Origin of the sequence: Variovorax sp. UC122_21 (assembly GCF_044056785.1) — a bacterium.
Lineage (GTDB): Bacteria > Pseudomonadota > Gammaproteobacteria > Burkholderiales > Burkholderiaceae_C > Variovorax.
Map to the genome: position 1 here is coordinate 2,380,144 of NZ_CP172004.1, position 20,517 is coordinate 2,400,660.

Sequence of the window (20,517 nt, forward strand, 5' to 3'; positions counted from 1 at the left end):
GCATCACCTCCTCATCCAGCGCGAGAGTTCGGCCTCGACCTCGGCGGCGCGCGCTACGTCCGCGCCGGCCCAGGCCACATAGGCATCGGGCCGCACCAGCATCGCCTGCACGCCGCGCATGGCGGGCGGCACGCGCGCCACGCGGGCCGGCACCAGGGTCACGGGCAGGCCATGCAAGTCCAGCGATTCGAACTGGCGCGAATTGCCTTCGAGATCGAGCAGCAAAAAGCGCCGCTCGCGCAGCAGCTCGGCGACGCGCACCGAGCGGCCGTCGCGCGTGACGAGGTCGAAGTCGGGCAGCCGCTGGCCGGCCTGCGGGTGGCGGTCGGCTTCTCCCGCGCGACCTGGGTAGGGCTGCTCGAGCCCGCACAACTCGAGCACCAGCTGGCGCTGCACCTCGGGCAGCGGAATGATGTGCCGCGCGAGCCGGCGCTTGAGCGCCACCGCATCGGGCTCGAAGTTGAACTGCAGCACGCACTGCGCCTTCACGCTCTCGAGCAGCGCATGCATCACCGGCAAGCGTTCGGCGTCGTAGCTGTCCAGCGTGGCCTCGTCGGCCACGCCCGTGACGACGTTCGCGAGCTTCCAGCCCAGGTTGAAGGCATCCTGCAGGCAGAAGTTCATGCCGACGCCGCTGGCCGGGTAGTGGATGCGCGCCGATTCGCCGACCAGGAACACGCGCCCCTGGCGCAGGCGGGGCACGGCGCGCATCTGATCGTCGAAGCGCGAGGCCCAGCGGAAGCCCTCGATGCCGTAGTCGCTGCCGAGCACGTCGCGCAGGCACTGCTTCGCTTCCTCGAGCGTCACCGGCTCGTCCTTGGTCGCATGGCGGCGATCGCGGTGCACGATGTTGAAGCGCGTGATGCCCTCGCCGAAGGCATAGCCGCGCACCCAGCCCATCTCGTTGTCGGCGCCGGTGCGGCCGCCGGGCCAGGGCGCGCTGAGTTCGGCGTCGATCACGATGCCGCGGAAGGTGCCCGAGTGGCCCTCGAAGGGCATGCCGCACTGGGTTCGCACGGTGCTGCGGCCGCCATCGGCGCCCACCAGGTACCTGGCGCGCAGGGTCGATGTTGCGCCCGACGGGTCGGCAACCTCGATCTCCACGCCCTCCGTGTCCTGCCGCACGGCGCGTACCTCGGCACCGCGGCGAAGCTCGGCGCCGCTTTCGGCCGCCCAGTCCCAGAGGATCTCCTCGGTCAGGTTCTGCGGCAGCCCGAGCGTGAAGCCGAAGCGGGTGTCGAGGTGCTCCCACTCGATCGACTGGAAACCGGCCCAGATGTGGCTCGAGCGGAAGGGGTAGTCGAGGATCTGCCTCGTGCGCTCGATGAAGCGGTCGGCGATGCCGCGCGCATCGAACAGCTCGAGCACGCGCGGCAGCAGCGTGCCCGCGCGCGACTGCACGCCCTCGACGCGCCGCTCCAGCACCAGCGTGCGCGCGCCCGAACCCGCCAACTCGGCCGCCATGGTCAGCCCCGAGGGGCCGCCACCGACGACGATCACGTCCCACTGCATTGAATCTCCGGTCACTCGATCTCCTTGGAAGAAAACTTTTTAGAAGGCGTGCGTCATGCCGACCTCGAACGCCGACTGGCGGCGGCCTCCGGCCACGGCCTGGCTGCGCAGCACCGCCTTCTGCCCGGGCCCCGCCTTCTGCAGCACGCCGAGCAGGTACAGGCTGGTGCGCTTGGACAGCGCGTAGTCGATGTGGCCGTGCACCTGGTCCCAGCGGTAGCTCGCGAGCTTCGTGAGCGAATAGCCGCCGCCGATGCGCAGCTGGTTCGTGAGGTACTTGTAGGCGCCGACGTCGATGGTTCGCGCGGTCTCCGTCTGCTGCAGCCCGGCCGCCGACAGGCGCGTGTGGCTGTAGTTGCCCATCCAGCGCCAGCCGTCGCTGGTGTAGGCCAGCCCGACCGTGGCCGTGTCCTGCGTCTGCGACAGCGTCGTGCCCGGCGCCTTGGCGACGTCGACGCCGTAGAGGCTGGGGACGCCGAGCCGGGTCGCGGGTGCAAAAGGAATGCCCTTGACCGACTCCCAGATCGCGAGCGCCTGCAGCGGCCCGCTGGCGTAGCTGAGTTCCGCGCCGACGGCGCGCCCGACGTTGGTGGTCGAGTCCGCCTCCGCGAAGCCGTACATCGCGCCGAACTGGAAGCCGCCGAACACCGGCGACTTGTACTTGACCAGGTTGCTCAGCGCGTTGCCGACCGTGCGGTCCAGGTTGCCGGGATGGGTGGCGAGCAGCGAGGTGTAGCGCTCCGAAGTGAAGGGCGTCGCGTCGGCGAGCAGGTCGTACATCGCGCCGAGCGTGAGCGTGCCCCAGGTGCCCGAGCTCAGGCCCAGGTAGCTCTCGAGCGGCGCGAGGGTTCCGCTGTCGACGAAGACCGAGTTGCTCCAGCGGAAGATCGCGCGCAGGTCGCCGCCCAGCGATTCGCTGCCGGTCAGTGCGAGGAAGGGCGCGGCATGCGTCGAGGTCATCTGCAGCTGGCTGCGGCCGCCCGAGTCGCGGGTGTAGAGCACGCCGCTGCCGAGCAGGCCCGACAGCTTGAGTTCCGATTGGGCCTGCGCGCCCTGCGCCAGCGAGAGTCCCGACAGGGCGAGCAGCAGGGCCTGGGTGTTGCGTTGGATCATGAGGGTGTGGCTCCCGGAAGGCTGCTGCGGGATCACGACGACATCCGCCGCTCGAGGGCCACGCCCGACGTCTCGCGCCGCGCGAGCCGCCCGCCGAGCAACAGCGCCGCGCCGACCGCGACGCAGCCCGAGAGCGCGAACACCGTGGCCATCGCCGAGGGCAGGGCCAGCGCCTGGCCCTCGTAGAGATGGCGCGCCACCAGCGCGATCAGCGTGGGCGAACCCGACTGCGCGATCAGTCCGTTGAGCACCAGCACGATCGCCATCACCATGCCGATGCCGCCGGCCGGCACGGTCCGGGCCACGAAGGTCGAGGCGACCGCCATGAAGCTCCACGAGCACAGCACCACGAGCGCATCGAGCACCCAGAAGGTGGTGAGGTCGCCGGTCAGGCACATCGACACGCTGAACACGGTGGCGGCCCCGGCCACCACGGCACCGATGCGCGCGACCGTCGCCAGCCCGGCGGCGCGTTCCAGCGCCACGCCGACCAGCCACAGGCCGAGCGGGCCCATGGTCAGCAGCAGGCCGCCCTGCATCAGGCCGATGTCGCGCAACTCCACGCCGTAGCGGCGCGCGATCATGGTGGGCACCCAGGCCGCCATGCCGAAGCCGATCATCGAGCTGCCGACCGCGAAGGCGAACAGCGGCACGAACAGCCGCCGCTGGCCGGCCAGCCAGCGCAGCACGGTGCGCAGGCTCTCCTGCGGACGGGCGGCGGCATCGCGCTGCGAGCGCGGGTCCTTGAAGCAGAAGATCAGCAGGCTCAGCGGCAGGCCGGCCACGCCGATCATGAACAGCGTCAGCTGCCAGGCCGAGACCTCGCCGACGAAGGGCAGCGCATGGATGCCCGAGGCCTGCACCAGGTGCAGCAGCGGTCCGCCGAGCACCAGCGAGAGACCCGTGCCCAGCATCATCGACATGGTGTAGACCGAGAGCGCGCGGGCGCGGCGCTGGTCGTCCACGCCATCGCGGATCAGCGAATAGGAAGAGGGCGGCGTCAGCGCCTCGGCGGCACCGACGACGGCGCGCGCGATCACCAGCGCGATGAAGGCGGTGGCCGCCGCGTTGGCCGCCACCGCCGCCGACCAGACCAGCACGCCGGTGGCGATCACGAGGCGGCGGTCGAAGCGGTCGGCCAGCCAGCCGGCCGGCAGGCCGACCAGGATGTTGGCGACCGCGAAGGCGGTGCCGATCAGGAAGCTGATCTGGATGTCGCTGACGCCGAAGTCGCGCTGGATCGGACCGACCATCAGAACCAGGATGTTCTTGTCGATCTGGGCCAGCATGTTCAGCAGGGTCAGGCAGGCCACCAGGGCCCACTGCGCGCGTGCGCGCTTGCGTTGGTCTTGCATCTTGTCTCCGGTTGCTTGTTCTGCGAGCTCGCGATGGCTCGGTGGAGGCGGATGATCCGGGGCCGCGATGCATATGCAAAATTCATTCTTTAAATGCAATGCATTTGCCGTGCAAATTGCCGAAGATCCGCGCACACCAAGGAGACGACCCATGCGCTTCAACAAACTCGACCTCAACCTGCTGGTGGTGCTCGATGCCGTGCTGACCACGCGCAGCGTGAGCCGCGCCGCCGAGAGGCTGTACCTGAGCCAGCCGGCGACCAGCCTGTCGCTGAGCCGGCTGCGCGAGTACTTCGAGGACGAACTGCTGGTGCCGGTGGGCAAGACGCAGGTGCCGACCGCGCTCGCCAACGAGCTGATGAAGCCGGTGCGCGACGTGCTGCTGCAGCTGCAGACCATCACGCGCGCGCGGCCCGGCTTCGACCCGGCCACCTCGACCCGGCGCTTCACCATCGAGTCCTCGGACTACGTGATCAGCGTGCTGCTGTCCGAGGTGGTGCGGCGCGCGGCCACGCTCGCGCCGCTGATGCAGTTCGACCTGCGCGCGATGAGCCCGCAGATGCGCGAGCACCTCGACAGCGGCGAGATCGAGCTGCTGATCTCGCCCGACTTCGCGATCGTGCCCGGGCATCCGTCCGAGCCGCTGTTCGAGGACACCTTCTCGTGCCTGCTGTGCCTCGACCAGCCGGTCAAGGGCAAGCGGCTCGGCGCCGAGCAGTACTTCGAGTCCGCCCACGTCGGCATCGAATGGGCCGGCGGCCGGCGCGTGACCTTCGACGCGCGGCTCATCTCCACCGGCCGGCGCACGCGTCGTCAGGACGTGATCGCGCCCAACTTCACGCTGGTGCCGGAACTGCTGCTGGGCACCGCGCGCATCGCCACCCTGCCGACGCGGCTCGCGCACCAGATGGCGCGGCGCTTTCCGCTGCAGTTGCAGCCCTGTCCCATCGAGATCCCGGGCTTCACCGAGAAGCTGCAATGGCACAAGCACCAGGACCGAGATCCGGCGATCGTCTGGCTGCGCTCGCTGCTGCGCGAGACCGCGCAGTCGTTGCCCGAAGTGAAGAGCCTGAAGGTCGCGCGGCCGGCCGCGCGCTCAGCGTCGCCGCGGCGGCGCGCCTGAGCTCAGTGCACCACTTCGGCCGGCGGCAGCAGCCGGTCGATGCGCTCGCGCAATGACTCGGCGCGCTCGGTGCCGGCCGTCTTCTCGACCTCGGTCAGCATCAGCGCGGCGATGGTCAGCATCGCCTCGCGGTCGCGCGCCTCGCGCAGCGCGTCGCGCATCTGCAGCGCGAAGCGTGGATCGCGGCGCACGAACATGCGCTCGCAGATGTCGAACAGGAACATGCGCGTGGTGGCCAGCGAGCGCTTGCCGTCGAAGGTGTCGGCGGCGGTCGAGACGTGGATGGGTTCGACGGCCGGCGCGGGCTGCGGTGCGGGCATTGCCTCGGCCGCGGCTTCGGCGGCCTTCGGATCGTGCAGGTAGCCGCGCTCCACCAGCGTCATCAGCGCCTGCTCGGCTTCGCCGCGGCTCGCGAACAGCGGGCTGAAGTCGGTCAGCGAACGGCGACCGTCGGCCATCAGCAGCAACGCCCGTTCGCGCTGGCTCAGGGTGCGCTGCCCGCCCTGGAGTTCGTCGCGCGCCTTGTCGGTCTTGGTGGGAAACATGCGGTGCCGCCGGGTCCGGGATGGAGCCCGAGCTTCACGGATGAGCGTGACACCCTCATGAAGCGCAGAGCACCAAAGACCTCAGTGGCGGCGCACGCTGCAAGCGCGCGCCGTTCACTGCCAGCGACATACGCGGCGGTGGCGTTAGCCGCCCGCGCTTTCCTTGCGGATCAGCCAGCGCCCATCGACGCGCTGCAGCTCGAGCGTCTTGCGGCCGCTCTCCTTGATCTTGTCGGCGGCGTAGCTCTGCTTGAACTTCGCGGTGGCCGTGTTCCCGTTGATGCTGACCACCAGGTTGTCGACCTTCACGCTGATGCTCGACTTGTTGCCGATGCGCTTGCGGCGCTCTTCTTCCCAGGCCTTGTGGCTGCTGCCCTTGGCGGGCTGGAAGTCGCTCGCGTAGCTGGCGAGGTACTTGTCGACGTCCTTCGAGGCCCAGGCGGCGGCCCAGGCGCGCACGGCGGCCTCGACCTCGGCCGGCGCGGCGGCGGCCGCGGCGGGCGCAGGCGCGGGGGCCGCGGCGGGAGCCGGTGCGGCTGCGGCCGGCGCTGCTGCCGCAGGGGCCGCAGCGGGGGCCGGCGCCGCTGCCGGTGCGGGTGCCTTCGCGGGTGCATCGGCCGCCACGGCCGGTGCGACTGCACAGAGGCCGGCCAGGGCCGCCGCCGCGAGCACGGCACCTGCGGAGAGACGGGGAAGGAATCGATTCATGCGCTTGTCCTGGTTGTGTTGATGTCGGAACCGTTCGCCGAGGGCGTTTTTCGATTCTGGCAGTGAAACCCGGCCCGCATGTGTCGGATCGTCGCGGCTGTACGCCCGCCGCAACGACAGGTCCGCGCGCACTCACCGGTTCCGGTGGTCAGGCGGCGCGCGCGGGCCGCGGCGCGATCGTGGCCGCGTCGAGCGAGCGGTTGCGCATGCGCAGCGACAGCACCGCCGCCACGCACAGCACGCACAGCACCGCGCTCAAGGTCACGCCCAATCCGCGCGCATCAGACAGCAGGCCGAACAGCGGCGACACCAGGCCACCCACCGAGAGCGCGAGTCCCAGCGTGATGCCGCTGGCCGTGGCCGGGTTGCGCGGCAGGTAGTCCTGCGCCAGCGTCACCTGCGCCGCGAAGGGCAGGAACATGCACAGCCCCAGCAGCGCCGTGCAGGCCAGCGCCCAGGCGGGCGAGGACGCGAGCACCAGCCCGGCCATGGCCGGCACCGCGAGCAGGTAGCCCGCGCGGATCGTGCCCATGCGCCCGATGCGGTCGCCGAGCCAGCCACCCAGCAGGGTGCCCACGGCACCGGCGGCGGTGAAGCCGGTCAGCGCCACCGCGCCCTGGAAGGCCGAGCCGTGCAGGTCGCGCGTGATGCGCAGCGAGAGCATCGACAGCACCGTCACGTAGGGGATCGACCAGCCGACGATGGTGGCCACCAGCAGCGCGAAGGCGCGCCAGTCGTTCGGCGCTCGCTGCGCCGCGGCCTGCGCGCGCCGGGCCGCGCCGGCCCTTGCCGCGTTCGCCGCGCCCTGGCCGCGGTTGGCCAGCAGCCACACGGCGCCCATCGCCAGCGCGGGCAGCCCGAGCAGGTAGCTGCGCGACAGCGCGCCGCCGCCGACCACCGTGGTGGCGAGCACCGGCGCGAACGAGGCGCCGATGGTGCCGCCGACCGAGAACACGCTCATCGCCTTCTGCGAGGCGCCGCCGGCCGCGCGCGCGGCCACGGTGGCGCTCGGGTGGTAGGCCGCGATGCCGAGGCCGCACAGCACGGTCGCGAGCCAGGTCCAGAGGTAGTTCGAGCCCAGGCCCGCGAGCACCAGGCCCAGCGCCGCGACCAGGAAGCCCACCGGCACCAGCCAGGGCCGCGGATGGCGGTCGGCATACAGGCCGAACAGCGGCTGCACCACGCTCGACAGCCCGGTGGCCGCGAGCATCAGCCCGCTCACGGCCGTGTAGCTGTAGCCGCGCTCCAGCACCATCAGCGGCAGCAGCGCGGGCACCAGGCCCTGGTAGAGATCGTTGACGGCGTGGGTGCCGGTGAGAAGCCCGAGGCGGCCCTTGTTCATCGGCGGCCTCCCGGCGTGGCCGGCGGCGGATTGCATTGCATGCGATAGCCCTTTCTGTGAAACCTCGTGTCGAGGCCGGGCCATGCTAGGAAGCCATGCGAAGATGATCTCGCTACGAAAGTACAAGGATCGTCGAGAAATGGACAAGATGCAGCCGCCCATCGAATTCGACCTGCGCCCCACGCACGGCGAGTCGACGCCGCGCGCCGTCGCGGTGCTGGCCACCGATGCGGTGGGCGACTCGGAGATTCCGCCGCACAGCCACCGGCGCGGCCAGCTGATCCATGCGATCTCGGGCGTGATGATCGTGCGCGCCGAAGCCGGCAGCTGGGTGGTGCCGCCGGGGCGCGGCGCCTGGCTGCCGCCCGGCATGGTGCACGGCATCCGCATGGCGGGCGACGTGCGCATGCGCACCGTCTTCGTCGAGCCTGGCACCCGCGCCGGCCTCGGCGCCGACTGCCGCGTGATCCCGGTCGATGCGCTGCTGCGCGAGCTCATCGTGGCCGCGATCGCGCTGCCGCTGGACTATGCGCGGGGCGGGCGCGACGAACGCGTGATGGAGCTGATCCTCGACGAGATCGAGCGCGCTCCCGCGCTCTCGCTGCATGTGCCGATGCCGCGCCATGCGCGCCTGGCGGCGCTGTGCGAGGAGCTGGTGCGCGATCCCGCGCTGCCGGTCTCGCTCGAGGCCTGGGCGAAGCGGCTGCACATGAACGCGCGCACGCTGGCGCGCCTGTTCCAGCGCGAGACCGGCATGAACTTCGGCGCCTGGTGCCGGCAGGCGCGGCTGCTGCTGAGCCTGCCGCGGCTGGCGGCCGGCGCTTCGATCCTCGAGCTGGCGCTGGCGCACGGCTACGAGAGCCCGAGCGCCTACGCCGCGATGTTCCGCCGCACGCTGGGCATGCCGCCGAGCCAGTACCTGCAGCGCGAGGCCTAGGAGGCCGCGCGGCAGAAGGCCGGGCTCCGGGATTCAGGAGCGGCGGCGTTCCTTCGAGCGAAAGCGACCGATGTACGGCAGGCCGTTGTAGGTCTTGCCCGCATCGTCGATCGGCCAGGCGGGATCGGCGTAGACGAAGCCCGCGTTGGCGGTCACGATGCCGCGCTCTGCGCAGGCCAGCGCGACCCGCTCGGTCGCGGCGCCCGACTCGATCGTGCTCTCGTCGATGATCCGGCGCACCGGCACGGGCTCGGGAAACCAGATGACCTGCAGCAGGTCCTCGTCGTAGAGGAACTTCATGCCGGCATCGATGCAGAAGCCGCAGCCGGTCACGTCGCCGGGCGCCGCCTCGATGTCTTCCACCTCGAGATCCCAGTAATTCCCGGCGTGGTCGAAATAGCGCATGAACGCCTCCTCGCCCTGCGTGGCGTTGCCGATCCAGAAGTGCAGCGACTCGAAGGGGCGCTCCGGCCGGGGCGGACCGTACGTCGCCACCCAGTCGAACAGCGTGCCGGACTTGAGGCCCTCGCGTTTCTCCAGGGCGGGGAAGCCGCCCGTCGGCGTGCGGTTCAGCGCTTCGTCGACCAGCGCGCGGATGTACGCCTCGTCATGCTTCTTGCGAGCGGGCATGCAGGCCGTGCCCCGCTACTTGAAGCCGAGCACGTGCGGCAGCCAGGTGCTGAGCGCGGGCACGAAGGTCAGGATCAGCAGCACCGCGCCATGGGCCCAGAGGAAGGGCACGAGCTCGCGCACCAGCGCCGACATCGGCACCTTCGACACATTGCAGGTCACGAACAGCAGCCCGCCCACGGGCGGCGTGATCATGCCCAGCGTGAGGTTGAAGATCACGATCATCGCGAAGTGCACCGGATCGACGCCGAGCTTGATCGCCACCGGCGCGAGGATCGGCGCCAGCACCATCACGCCCGGCAGCGGCTCGATGAAGATGCCGAACAGCAGCAGGAACACGTTGACGATGATCAGGAACATCCACGGCGAGAGGTTCATGCCGATCAGCCATTCGGCCATCTGCTGCGGGATGCCCTCGATGGTCAGCACCCAGGCGAACGAGGCCGACAGGCCGATGATGATCAGCACCGAGGCCGACAGCAGCGCCGAGCGCGAGAGGATGTCGGGCAGCATCTTCCACTCGAGCGTGCGGTAGACGAACTTGCCGCACACCAGCGCGTAGAACACCGCCACCACCGAGGCCTCGGTGGGCGTGAACCAGCCCGCGCGCATGCCGCCGAGGATCACCACCGGCAGCAGGATCGCGGGGATCGCCTTCCAGGTCGTGACGAGGATCTCGCGCAGCGGCGGGGTCTGGCCGTCGCCCTTGTAGTTGCGCTTCTTCGAGACGTGGTAGTTGACCAGGCACATCGCCACCGCGATCAGGATGCCCGGCAGGATGCCGGCCGCGAACAGCGTGCCGACCGACACGCTCTCGTCCTGCAGCGCATAGATGATCATGATGATCGAGGGCGGGATGATCGGCCCCACGATCGCGGTCGAGGCCGTGAGCGCCGCCGCGTAGGAGCGGTCGTAGCCGGCCTTGTCCATCATCTTGATCAGCATCGAGCCCGGGCCCGCGGCATCTGCCAGGGCCGAGCCCGAGATGCCCGAGAAGAAGGTCAGCGAGACCACGTTGGTGTAGCCCAGGCCGCCGCGGCGGTGGCCCACGAACTGGCCCGCGAAGCGCAGCAGCACCTCGGTCAGCGAGCCGCCGCTCATGAGCTCGGCCGCGAGGATGAAGAAGGGCACCGCCATCAGCGGGAAGCTGTCGATGCCGGTGAAGGTTTCCTTCAAGAGCACCATCAGCGGATAGCTCTCGGCGAGGATCAGCGTGGTGGCGGTGGACAGCCCGAGCGCGAAGGCCACGGGCACGCCGATCGCGAGGAACACGCAGGCGGAGACGATCAGAACGACACTGGCATCCATGGTCGTTCTCCTTACAGCGACGCCGAGGCGTTGGCGTCGAAGTGCGCGTCGGACGCGAACTCGCGGTTCATCACGTAGCCGCGCACCACCAGCAGCCAGTGCACGATCAGCAGCACGCCGCCGATCAGCATCGCGCTGTAGATGTAGGCGAAGGGAATCTGCGTCACCGCGGTGAGCTGGAACATGGTGCGTTCCATGTAGAGCCAGCCGTACCAGACCATGAAGCCGAAGAAGGCGAACAGCAGCGAGGCGACCACGATGCGCAGCGCGATCGCGGCCTGGCGCGGCAGCGCGTCCTGCAGGTTCTCGACCGCGATGTGCCCGCCGTAGCGCAGCACCGGGCCGGCGCCGATGAAGGTCAGCCAGATCATCATGTGGCGCGACACCTCCTCGGCCCACTCGATCGACTGGCTGGTGGTGTAGCGCAGCACGACGTTGGTGAAGATGATGACCGACATCGCGGCCAAGAGGAGGATCAGCGCCCAGCGGTTGGCGGCGAGGAAATAGCGCTCGAAGGCTTGCACGTGTGTTGTTCTCGGTTCTGTCTCAAAACGAAGCGCCCGGCGGGGCCGGGCGCGTTCTTCGGACGTCGGGGGCGCCGCGCGGCGCCGCCTTTTTCTTACTGGACGTCCGTGATCTTCTTGATGTTGTCCGCGCCGAATTCCTTGGCGTAGCTCGCGTAGGCGGGCTTGAGCGCCTCGCGGAAGGCGGCGCCGTCGACCGTGCGCGTGACCTTCATGCCGTCCTTCTCGAGCTGGGCGATGCCGTTGTTCTCGTCGTCGTTGACCTTCTTGCGCTGGGCGATGGCGGCCTTCTTCGCGGCTTCCACGAACACCTTCTTGTCGGCGTCCGAGAGCTTGTTCCAGACCTTGGGCGACAGCAGCAGCAGGGCGGGCGAGTAGACGTGGCCGGTCAGCGACAGGTGCTTCTGCACCTGCGAGAACTTCGAGGCCAGGATCACGGGGATCGGGTTCTCCTGGCCGTCGACGGTGCCTTGCTGCAGCGCGCCGAACAGCTCGGGGAAGGCCATCGGCGTGGGCAGGATGCCGAAGGTGCGGTAGCCGTCCATGTGCACCTTGTTCTCCATCGTGCGCATCTTCAGGCCGGCGGCGTCGGCGGGCTTGACGATGTCGCGCTTGCTGTTCGTCATGTGGCGGAAGCCGTTCTCGGTCCAGGCCAGCGCGACGATGCCCTTGCTCGGGAACTTGGTCAGGATGTCCTGGCCGATCGGGCCGTCCATGACCTTGCGCGCATGGGCGTAGTCGCGGAACAGGAACGGGATGTCGACGATCTTGACCTCGGGCACGAAGTTGCCGACCGGGCCGGTCGAGGTGTTCACCAGGTCCTGCGTGCCGAGCTGGATCGCCTCGATCTGCTCGCGCTCGCCGCCCAGCGCCGAGTTGGCGAAGTGCTGGCACTTGAAGCGGCCTTGCGTGCCCTTCTCGACCTCGTCGCAGAACACGGTCGAGCCGACGCCGTAGTGCGACTCCTTGGAGGTCGCGTAGCCGATCTTCAGGACGGTGGGTTGCTGCGCGAGGGCGCTGGTGCCCAGGGCGAACGAAAGGCAGGCGGCGGCGATGTGGCCGAGTTTCATGGTGTCTCCGGGGGATTGGTCAGGGTTGCGTCAGGCGCCCTGGACTATGCCGCAATCGGAAGCACCACAGCGTCGGGATTTTCACGGACGTACTCGCGGATCACCGCGTCGAAGCTGTCGTCCGACCCCAGGCCGAGCGCGCGGGCGCGCGGCGTGTCGAAGCGGCCGGGCCAGGACTTCACGATGCGCCGGATCGTCGGCTCGGGCGTGCGGTCGAGCAGCGCGGTCGCGGCCGGGCCGGCCACGCGCTCGAGGGCCGCGGCCATCTCGCCGACGGTCGTGGACAGCGAAGGCAGGTTCACGGCGGTGCGCGGACCCCATTCGGCGTCGCTCGCCTCGGCCGCGCGGATCAGCCCCTCGATGGTGCGCGCCGGCGAGGCGACGGCCACCGGCGTCTCGTCGGGCACCGGGCAGGCCGCGCGCAGCCCGGCCAGCGGCTCGCGGATCATGCCGCTGAAGAAGCCCGAGGCCGCGCCGTTGGGCTTGCCGGGGCGCACGCTCACCGTCATCAGGCGCACGCTGCGCCCGCGCACGAAGCCCTTGCGCGTGAAGTCGGCCACCAGCTGCTCGCCGATGAACTTCTGGATCCCGTAGCTGGTCTGCGGCGTGGGCAGCGTGTGGTCGTCGATCACCGGCGGCAGCGGCTGCTCGGGCGAATCGCCGAACACCGCGAGCGAGCTCGAGAACACCAGCACCGGCCGGGTGCCGAGCGCGCGCAGCCGCTCGAGCAGCGCATGGGTGGCGGCGAAGTTGCTGCGCATGCCGAGGTCGAAGTCGGCCTCGCACTCGCCGCTGACCGCGGCCGCGAGGTGGAACACGGCCTCGGCCTCGCGCCAGGGCGTGGCGTCGGCATCGGCGCCGAGCTGGTCGTTGAGGTCGCCAGTCACGAAGGCGACACGCGGGTCGGCCGCGAGGTCGGCCGGCGGCGGCGCGCGGTCGACCAGGGTGATCCTGGCGATGGGGGCGGGGGCCGCGCCCGCGAGCGAAAGACTGCCCTGCGCGAGCAGCGTGCGGGCGAGGCGGGCGCCCAGAAAGCCGGCGCCGCCGGTGATGACGATCTGCATGTCGGTCCTTGTCTCCTGTCGAGGGCCCGAGGATAAGCGCGGCCGGCGCGCGACACTCGGGTCTTTGCCAGTCCATCGAGCCGAACGATGAACCTCCGATTCGTGGAAGCCTTCCACTGGGCCGTGGCCCTCAAGAGCGTGACGCGCGCCGCCGAGAAGCTGCACCTCACGCAGTCCGCGCTGTCCAGCCGCATCGCCGCGCTCGAGCGCGAGCTCGGCACCTTGCTGCTCGATCGCCGCGACAAGCAGTTCCGCCTCACGGTGGCGGGCCAGCGCTTCCATGCCTTCGCGCAGAAGCTGCTCGAGATGCAGATGCACATCAAGGCCGAGATGGGCTCGGGCGCGGTGCGCGAGACCGTGCTGCGCGTGGGCGCGATCGAGTCGGTGGTGCACAGCTGGCTCACCGGCTGGCTCCAGCACATGCGGGCCACCTACCCGGACTTCGAGCTCGAGCTCACGGTCGAAACCACGCCGGTGCTGGTCGACCAGCTGCAGCGCGGCAAGCAGGACCTGGTGTTCGCCGCGCTGCCCGCGGTGGGCGACGGCGTGCGCACGCGCGCGGTGCCGCCGATGGCCATGTGCTTCGTCGGCCATCGCGAGCTGCACCCGCGGCGGCGCTACCGCATCGCCGATCTGCTGTCGCTCGACCTGCTGACTTTCCAGCGCGGCTCGCAGCCGCACGTGGCGCTGCTCGAGTTCTTCCGCGAGGCCGGCGGCGCGGCGCCGCGCGTGCATGCGATCTCGTCGATCTCGGCGATGGCGCAGTTGGTGGAGGCGGGCTTCGGCGTGGCCACCCTGCCGCGCGCGGTGGTCGATGGGCTCGCGCGACGGCTGCCGCTGCGCGTGCTGCCCAGCGAAGGCACGTTGGAGCCGTTGCCGATCTATGCGAGTTACCGAGACGACCCGTCCTCGCTGCTGCTCGAGGCCGCGGTGAGTTCCGCCGTGGTGCACGGTTCGCACCGCGCTGGGTCATCGAAAAAATCGATGAGCTGAGCAAGAAACTTTGCGTTGGCGTTCGGGCGCGCGGATTCCCACAATCCGCCCACCACAACGAAGAGACAAGCAGCCGCTCGCCAACGCCATGCCAGCCACAGACGAACCGACCTCCCTGCCCACCGGCGCGAGCAGCGCACGCGAAGTGCGGCAAGCCGCCCGTACCGGCCGCCTGAGCGGCCACACCAGCGGCCTGGCCAGCGCCCACGTGCAGGGCAATCTCGTGATCCTGCCGCAGACTTACGCGGGCGACTTCCTGCGCTTCTGCCAGGCCAATCCCAAGCCCTGTCCGCTGCTCGGCGTGACCGAGGCCGGCGATCCCTCGCTCCCCGCGCTCGGCGAGGACATCGACCTGCGCAGCGACCTGCCGCGCTACCGCGTCTGGCGCGAGGGCGAACTGGTCGACGAGCCCACCGACGTGCGCGCGCTGTGGCGGGACGACATGGTCGGCTTCGTCATCGGCTGCTCGTTCACCTTCGAGCATGCGTTGCTGGCCGAGGGCATCGCGCTGCGCCACGTGGCGCAGGGCCGCAACGTCGCGATGTACCGCACCGGGCTGCAGACGGTGCCGGCCGGTCCGTTCAGCGGGCCGCTGGTGGTGTCGATGCGCCCGCTGCGCGCGGCCGATGCGATCCGCGCGGTGCAGATCACCTCGCGCTTTCCGGCCGTGCACGGCGCGCCGGTGCACCTGGGCGATCCCGCGCTGATCGGCATCCGCGACATCGGCCGCCCCGACTACGGCGATGCCGTCGAGGCGATGCCCGACGAGCTGCCCGTGTTCTGGGCCTGCGGCGTGACGCCCCAGACCGCGCTCGCGGCCGCGCGGCTGCCGCTGGCGATCACGCATGCGCCGGGCGCGATGCTGGTCACCGACTTGCCGCACCACAGGCTCGCCGCGCTGTAGCGCGCCGCCCCTGGTTCCGATCGCCACCGGTCCCCTGGGCAGGGACCGCGCGGCGCCGTTCCCGCCCCCGACCCACCCTGGAGAAGACACACCATGAAAAACAGCACCCTCGAGGCCACCGCGCCGACGCCCGTCGACGGCACGGCGGAGGCCGGCGACGCCAACTGGCTGCGCACCCTGAACCCGAACGAGAAGCGCACGCTCGCGGCCTCGTTCAGCGGCTACGCGGTCGATGCCTTCGACTACTACACGCTGCCGCTGGTCACGCCGATCCTGCTGTCGCTGTGGGGCATGAGCAAGACCGAGGTCGGCCTGATCGGCACCGCCACGCTGGTGGCCTCGGCGCTCGGCGGCTGGGCCGCGGGCATCCTGGCCGACCGTTACGGCCGTGTGCGCATCCTGCAGCTCACGATCCTGGTGTTCGCGATCTTCACCTTCGCCTGCGGCTTGGCCCAGACGCCGGGGCAACTGCTGGTGGCGCGCACGCTGCAGGGCCTGGGCTTCGGCGGCGAATGGGCCGTGGGCTCGGTGCTGATCGCCGAGATGATCCGGCCGGCCTACCGCGGCAAGGCGGTCGGGCTGGTGCAGAGCAGCTGGGCCGTGGGCTGGGGCGCGGCGGTGCTGGTGTCGATGGCGCTGTTCTCGTTCCTGCCGCCCGAGGTCTCGTGGCGGGTGATGTTCCTGCTGGGCCTGCTGCCGGCGCTGCTGATCGTCTTCATCCGGCGCTCGATCAGCGACCCCGAGATCTACGTGCAGACCCGCGCCGCCGTGGCACGCGGCGAGCGCAGCGGCAACTTCCTCGCGATCTTCAAGCCCGGCGTGCTCGGCACCACGGTGCTCGCGAGCCTGCTGTTCACCGGCATGCAGGGCGGCTACTACGCCATCGGCGTGTGGCTGCCGACCTTCCTGAAGAATGAGCGCCACCTGACGGTGCTGAGCTCGGGCGGCTACCAGTTCATGTTCATCGTCGGCGCCTTCGTCGGCTACCTCTGCGGCGCCTACCTGTCGGACCGGCTGGGCCGCCGCCGCGCCTTCATCCTGTTCGCCATCGGCGCCGGCCTGCTGGTCTATGCCTACACGCTGCTGCCGATCACCGACGGCCTGATGCTGCTGCTGGGCTTTCCGCTCGGCTTCTTCATGTCGGGCATCTTCAGCGGCGCGGGCGCCTTCCTGGCCGAGCTGTTCCCCAACGAGCTGCGCGGCTCCGGGCAAGGCTTTTGCTACAACTTCGGGCGCGGCATCGGCGCCACCTTCCCGGCGCTGGTCGGCGTGCTGAGCGACCGCATGCACCTGCCGCTGGGCACGGCCATCGGCATCTGCGCGGCGGTGGCCTATGCGATCGTGGTGGTGGTGGCGCTGTGCCTGCCCGAAACCCGTGGCCGCGACCTGCGCCAGAACTGATCCGATTCCGCTTTTTTTCCTCGCGAACACCTATCCTCGTTCCCCATGACCACGCAAACCCTTCTCCCGTCCCGCTGGCAGTTCTGGATCGACCGCGGCGGCACCTTCACCGATATCGTGGGCCGCGATCCCGAAGGCGGACTGCACACGCTCAAGCTGCTGTCGGAGAACCCCGAGCAGTACCGCGACGCGGCCGTCGAGGGCATTCGCCGCCTGCTGAAGCTGGCACCGGGCGAGGCCGTGACGCCCGAGCGCGTTGAGTGCGTGAAGATGGGCACCACGGTGGCCACCAACGCGCTGCTCGAGCGCAAGGGCGAGCCCACGGTGCTGGTCACGACGAAGGGCTTTCGCGATGCGCTGCGCATCGCCACCCAGGCGCGGCCGCGGCTGTTCGACCGCCGCATCGTGCTGCCCGAACTGCTGTACCGGCGCGTGATCGAGGCCGACGAGCGCATCGACGCGCAGGGCGGCACCGTGCAGGCGCTCGACGAGGCGCCGCTGCGCGCGCAGCTGCAGGCCGCCTTCGACGAGGGCCTGCGCGCCTGCGCCGTCGTCTTCATGCACGGCTGGCGCCACACGGCGCACGAAATGGCGGCCGAAGGCATCGCGCGCGCCATCGGCTTCACGCAGGTGTCGGTGTCGCACAAGACCAGCCCGCTGATGAAGCTGGTGCCGCGCGGCGACACGACGGTGGTCGACGCCTACCTGAGCCCGATCCTGCGCCGCTATGTCGAGCAGGTGTCGCGGCAGATGCCGGGCGTGCCGCTGTTCTTCATGCAGAGTTCGGGCGGGCTCACGCAGGCGAACCGCTTCCAGGGCAAGGACGCGATCCTCTCGGGCCCGGCCGGCGGCATCGTCGGCATGGTGCGCACCGCGCTCGATGCCGGCCATGCGCGCGTGATCGGCTTCGACATGGGCGGCACCTCGACCGACGTGTCTCACTACGCGGGCGAGTTCGAGCGCTCGTTCGAGACCCAGGTGGCCGGCGTGCGCATGCGCGCGCCGATGATGAGCATCCACACGGTGGCGGCCGGCGGCGGTTCGATCGTTTCCTTCGACGGCGCGCGGCTGCGCGTCGGGCCCGAGTCGGCCGGCGCCAATCCCGGCCCCGCGAGCTACCGCCGCGGCGGGCCGCTGACCACGACCGACGCCAACGTGCTGCTCGGCAAGATCCAGCCCGCGCACTTCCCGCAGGTGTTCGGCCCGGGCGCCGACCAGCCGCTGGACCGCGAGGCGGCCGAGCGCGGCTTCGCCGCGATGGCGCAGCGCATGACCGAGGCCACGGGCCGCGCGGTCGGTGCCGAGGAGGTCGCGAGCGGCGCGCTGCGCATCGCGGTGGCGAGCATGGCCAATGCGATCAAGCGGATCTCGGTGGCGCGCGGCTACGACGTCACCCAATACACGCTGCAGTGCTTCGGCGGCGCGGGCGGCCAGCATGCCTGCCTGGTGGCCGATGCGCTGGGCATGCGCAGCGTCTACCTGCACCCGCTGGCGGGCGTGCTCTCGGCCTTCGGCATGGGACTGGCCGACCAGCTGGCGCTGCGCGAGCGCGCGCTCGAGCGCCGGCTCGACGCGGCGGGCCTGGCCGAGGCGCGCGAGGCGGCCATCGGCCTGGCCGGGCAGGCGGTGGAGGAACTGCGCGGGCAGGGCGTGGCGGAAGCCGTGATCGGCGTGCTGCATCGCGTGCAACTGCGCTACGAAGGCACCGACACGGCACTGCCCTGCGCGCTGCCGATGGACACGCCGGCCGCCGAGGCCATCGCCGCGATGCGCGACGAGTTCGAGCAGGCCTACCGCCGGCGCTTCGCGTTCCTGATGAGCGAGCGCGCGCTGGTGATCGAGGCGGTGGCAATTGAGGCGGTGGGCGCGGGCGAGCGCACGCGCGCCGCGGCGGCGACCGGCACGGCCGAGTCGCATGTGCCCGAGTCGCTCGCGGCCGTGCGCATGTACTGCGAGGCCGACGAAGCCGCCGCGGGCTGGCGCGATGCCGCGCTGTTCGACGAGGCCGCGCTGCGCCCCGGCGCGGTGGTCGACGGTCCGGCGATCCTGGCGGGCCGCAACGCCACCACCGTGGTCGAGCCCGGCTGGCAGGCACGCGCCACGGCCGACGGCGTGGAACTGCACCGCGTGCGCGAGCGCGCCACCAGCCACGCGATCGGCACGCGCGCCGACCCGGTGATGCTCGAGGTCTTCAACAACCTCTTCATGAACATCGCCGAGCAGATGGGGCTGCGGCTGCAGAACACGGCCTACTCGGTCAACATCAAGGAGCGGCTGGACTTCTCTTGCGCGCTGTTCGATGTCGAGGGCAACCTGATCGCCAACGCGCCGCACATGCCGGTGCACCTGGGCTCGATGAGCGAGTCGATCAAGACCGTGATCGCCTGCAACCCCGACATGAAGCCCGGCGACGTGTTCGTGCTCGAACGACCCCTACCACGGCGGCACGCACCTGCCCGACATCACGGTGGTGACGCCCGTCTACCTCGACGCGGCCGATGCGCGGCCCTCGTTCTACGTGGCCTCGCGTGGCCACCATGCCGACGTGGGCGGCATCACGCCGGGCTCGATGCCGCCGTTCTCGAAGACCATCGGCGAGGAGGGCGTGCTGATCGACAACTTCAAGCTGGTGGAGGGCGGCCGGCTGCGGGAAGTGGAACTGCGCGCGCTGCTCGGCGGCGGCGCGCATCCCTCGCGCAACATCGAGCAGAACCTGGCCGACCTGCGCGCGCAGATCGCGGCCAACGAGAAGGGCGTGCAGGAGCTGCAGGCCATGGTGGCGCAGTTCGGCCGCGAGACGGTGGCGGCCTACATGGGCCATGTGCAGGACAACGCCGAGGAGTCGGTGCGGCGCGTGATCACGGCGCTCAAGGACGGCGAGTTCGTGCTGCCGCTGGACAACGGCGCGCGCATCCAGGTGCGCGTGAAGGTCGATGCGGCGGCGCGCTCGGCGACGGTGGACTTCAGCGGCACGAGCGCGCAGTTGCCCAACAACTTCAATGCGCCTCGCGCGATCACGATGGCGGCGGTGCTGTATGTGTTCCGCACGCTGGTCGACGACGACATACCGCTCAACGCAGGTTGCCTGAAGCCGATCGATGTGATCGTTCCCAGCGGCTGCATGCTGAACCCGCTGCCGCCCGCGGCGGTGGTGGCCGGCAACGTCGAGACCTCGAGCTGCGTGACCAACGCGCTCTACGGTGCGCTCGGCGTGATGGCGGCGAGCCAGTGCACGATGAACAACTTCACCTTCGGCGATGGCGCGCACCAGTACTACGAAACCATCTCGGGCGGTTCGGGTGCGGGCGAAGGCTTCGACGGCACGAGCGTGGTCCAGACCCACATGACCAACTCGCGGCTCACCGATCCGGAGGTGCTGGAGTTCCGTTACCCGGTGCGGCTCGACAGCTACAGCCTGCGTTCGGGTCGGGGGGCGCGGGGCGCTGGCGTGGTGGTGATGGCGGTGTACGGCGGGTTCGGTTCCTTGCACCGATGACGGCTTCTATCCTCAGCAATGGGCGGCACCATGGTGCGTTCGGTGGTTCTGGTGGCGAAGCGGGGGCGGTGGGGGTCAATCGTGTGGAGCGGGCCGATGGAACCGTCGAGCCTTTGGATCACATCGGACAGGTTCAGATGGGGGCGGGGGATGTGTTCGTGATCGAGACGCCTGGTGGGGGTGGGTGGGGGGCTGCTTTGGGTTGAGGTCTTGAGGTCTGGGGCGGGCGCGCGCCGACGGGGTACTCCCCTCCGCGAATGTCCCCCGGCCTGCGGCCTCCTCCTTTATTTCGCTGCGGGGAGTACCCCGCCGACGCGCGCCAGACGCGCAGCGCTTGATCGGCCGGCACAACCCGAGCGCCTCCGTGCACAGGGCAGTGGGTGCTTCCCGCAGCGAAATAAAGGAGGAGCCGAAGGCGGGGGACATTCGCGGAGGGAAGTACCCGCTGTCCTGTGCACGCGCCCCGAACCGCAACAAAAAAACTGTCCGAGG

At 70.2% G+C, this 20,517-nt stretch carries 16 protein-coding genes and 1 pseudogene; 6 read left to right on the top strand and 11 right to left on the bottom strand.

Annotated features, from left to right (window positions below):
- Positions 1 to 3: 3 nt before the first annotated feature.
- From ACHMXE_RS23535 to ACHMXE_RS23545, 3 genes are read right to left on the bottom strand one after another with little or no spacing between them, the layout of a single operon-like run.
- Positions 4 to 1,527, bottom strand: a complete 1,524-nt coding sequence (locus ACHMXE_RS23535; protein ID WP_395351610.1) for an FAD-dependent monooxygenase — start codon at positions 1,525 to 1,527, stop codon at positions 4 to 6.
- Between the two features lie 24 nt (positions 1,528 to 1,551).
- Positions 1,552 to 2,625, bottom strand: a complete 1,074-nt coding sequence (locus ACHMXE_RS23540; protein WP_203201630.1) for a porin — start codon at positions 2,623 to 2,625, stop codon at positions 1,552 to 1,554.
- Positions 2,626 to 2,657: 32 nt separating this feature from the next.
- A complete protein-coding gene (locus tag ACHMXE_RS23545) occupies positions 2,658 to 3,980 on the bottom strand; it encodes an MFS transporter (protein WP_395351613.1) in 1,323 nt (440 codons plus the stop codon).
- Positions 3,981 to 4,131: 151 nt separating this feature from the next.
- Between ACHMXE_RS23545 and ACHMXE_RS23550 the strand changes: the two genes are divergently transcribed.
- Positions 4,132 to 5,103, top strand: a complete 972-nt coding sequence (locus ACHMXE_RS23550; RefSeq protein WP_395351615.1) for a LysR family transcriptional regulator — start codon at positions 4,132 to 4,134, stop codon at positions 5,101 to 5,103.
- A 2-nt stretch (positions 5,104 to 5,105) separates the two neighbouring features.
- On the opposite strand, the gene ACHMXE_RS23555 is transcribed toward ACHMXE_RS23550, so the two are convergent.
- The 3 genes from ACHMXE_RS23555 to ACHMXE_RS23565 form a co-directional block, all read right to left on the bottom strand.
- The gene (locus ACHMXE_RS23555) at positions 5,106 to 5,648 is read right to left on the bottom strand and encodes a hypothetical protein (RefSeq protein WP_395351617.1); all 543 of its coding nucleotides are present in this window, start codon (positions 5,646 to 5,648) and stop codon (positions 5,106 to 5,108) included.
- 144 nt (positions 5,649 to 5,792) lie between these two features.
- Positions 5,793 to 6,356 (bottom strand): DUF4440 domain-containing protein, encoded by a 564-nt coding sequence (locus tag ACHMXE_RS23560; RefSeq protein ID WP_395351619.1) that lies wholly within the window; start codon positions 6,354 to 6,356, stop codon positions 5,793 to 5,795.
- 148 nt (positions 6,357 to 6,504) lie between these two features.
- The gene (locus ACHMXE_RS23565) at positions 6,505 to 7,698 is read right to left on the bottom strand and encodes an MFS transporter (RefSeq protein ID WP_395351621.1); all 1,194 of its coding nucleotides are present in this window, start codon (positions 7,696 to 7,698) and stop codon (positions 6,505 to 6,507) included.
- Positions 7,699 to 7,846: 148 nt separating this feature from the next.
- On the opposite strand from ACHMXE_RS23565, the gene ACHMXE_RS23570 reads away from it, so the two are divergent.
- Positions 7,847 to 8,635, top strand: a complete 789-nt coding sequence (locus tag ACHMXE_RS23570; protein WP_395352774.1) for an AraC family transcriptional regulator — start codon at positions 7,847 to 7,849, stop codon at positions 8,633 to 8,635.
- A gap of 33 nt (positions 8,636 to 8,668) precedes the next feature.
- Here the strand turns inward: ACHMXE_RS23570 and ACHMXE_RS23575 are convergent, their stop codons facing one another.
- The 5 genes from ACHMXE_RS23575 to denD form a co-directional block, all read right to left on the bottom strand.
- Entirely contained in the window at positions 8,669 to 9,265 is a 597-nt protein-coding gene (locus tag ACHMXE_RS23575) for a hypothetical protein (protein ID WP_395351623.1), read from the bottom strand.
- 15 nt (positions 9,266 to 9,280) lie between these two features.
- Positions 9,281 to 10,573 (bottom strand): TRAP transporter large permease, encoded by a 1,293-nt coding sequence (locus ACHMXE_RS23580; protein WP_208510014.1) that lies wholly within the window; start codon positions 10,571 to 10,573, stop codon positions 9,281 to 9,283.
- Between the two features lie 11 nt (positions 10,574 to 10,584).
- Complete coding sequence (locus ACHMXE_RS23585; protein ID WP_203201622.1) at positions 10,585 to 11,097, bottom strand: TRAP transporter small permease; 513 nt, start codon at positions 11,095 to 11,097, stop codon at positions 10,585 to 10,587.
- Between the two features lie 95 nt (positions 11,098 to 11,192).
- Positions 11,193 to 12,167: a TRAP transporter substrate-binding protein gene (locus tag ACHMXE_RS23590; protein ID WP_395351625.1), complete on the bottom strand. Its 975-nt coding sequence runs from the start codon at positions 12,165 to 12,167 to the stop codon at positions 11,193 to 11,195.
- Positions 12,168 to 12,211: 44 nt separating this feature from the next.
- Positions 12,212 to 13,231, bottom strand: a complete 1,020-nt coding sequence (gene denD, locus ACHMXE_RS23595) for a D-erythronate dehydrogenase (RefSeq protein WP_395351627.1) — start codon at positions 13,229 to 13,231, stop codon at positions 12,212 to 12,214.
- Positions 13,232 to 13,318: 87 nt separating this feature from the next.
- Between denD and ACHMXE_RS23600 the strand changes: the two genes are divergently transcribed.
- From ACHMXE_RS23600 to ACHMXE_RS23615, 4 genes and pseudogenes are all read left to right on the top strand, one after another.
- Entirely contained in the window at positions 13,319 to 14,224 is a 906-nt protein-coding gene (locus tag ACHMXE_RS23600; RefSeq protein ID WP_395351629.1) for a LysR family transcriptional regulator, read from the top strand.
- Positions 14,225 to 14,312: 88 nt separating this feature from the next.
- Positions 14,313 to 15,128 carry a putative hydro-lyase gene (locus tag ACHMXE_RS23605; RefSeq protein ID WP_395351631.1) on the top strand — a complete coding sequence of 272 codons (816 nt, stop codon included), beginning with the start codon at positions 14,313 to 14,315 and terminating at the stop codon, positions 15,126 to 15,128.
- A gap of 93 nt (positions 15,129 to 15,221) precedes the next feature.
- Positions 15,222 to 16,529, top strand: coding sequence for an MFS transporter (locus ACHMXE_RS23610; RefSeq protein WP_395351633.1), 1,308 nt, complete (start codon positions 15,222 to 15,224; stop codon positions 16,527 to 16,529).
- 45 nt (positions 16,530 to 16,574) lie between these two features.
- Positions 16,575 to 20,231: pseudogene (locus ACHMXE_RS23615) on the top strand (hydantoinase B/oxoprolinase family protein).
- Positions 20,232 to 20,517 lie beyond the last annotated feature (286 nt).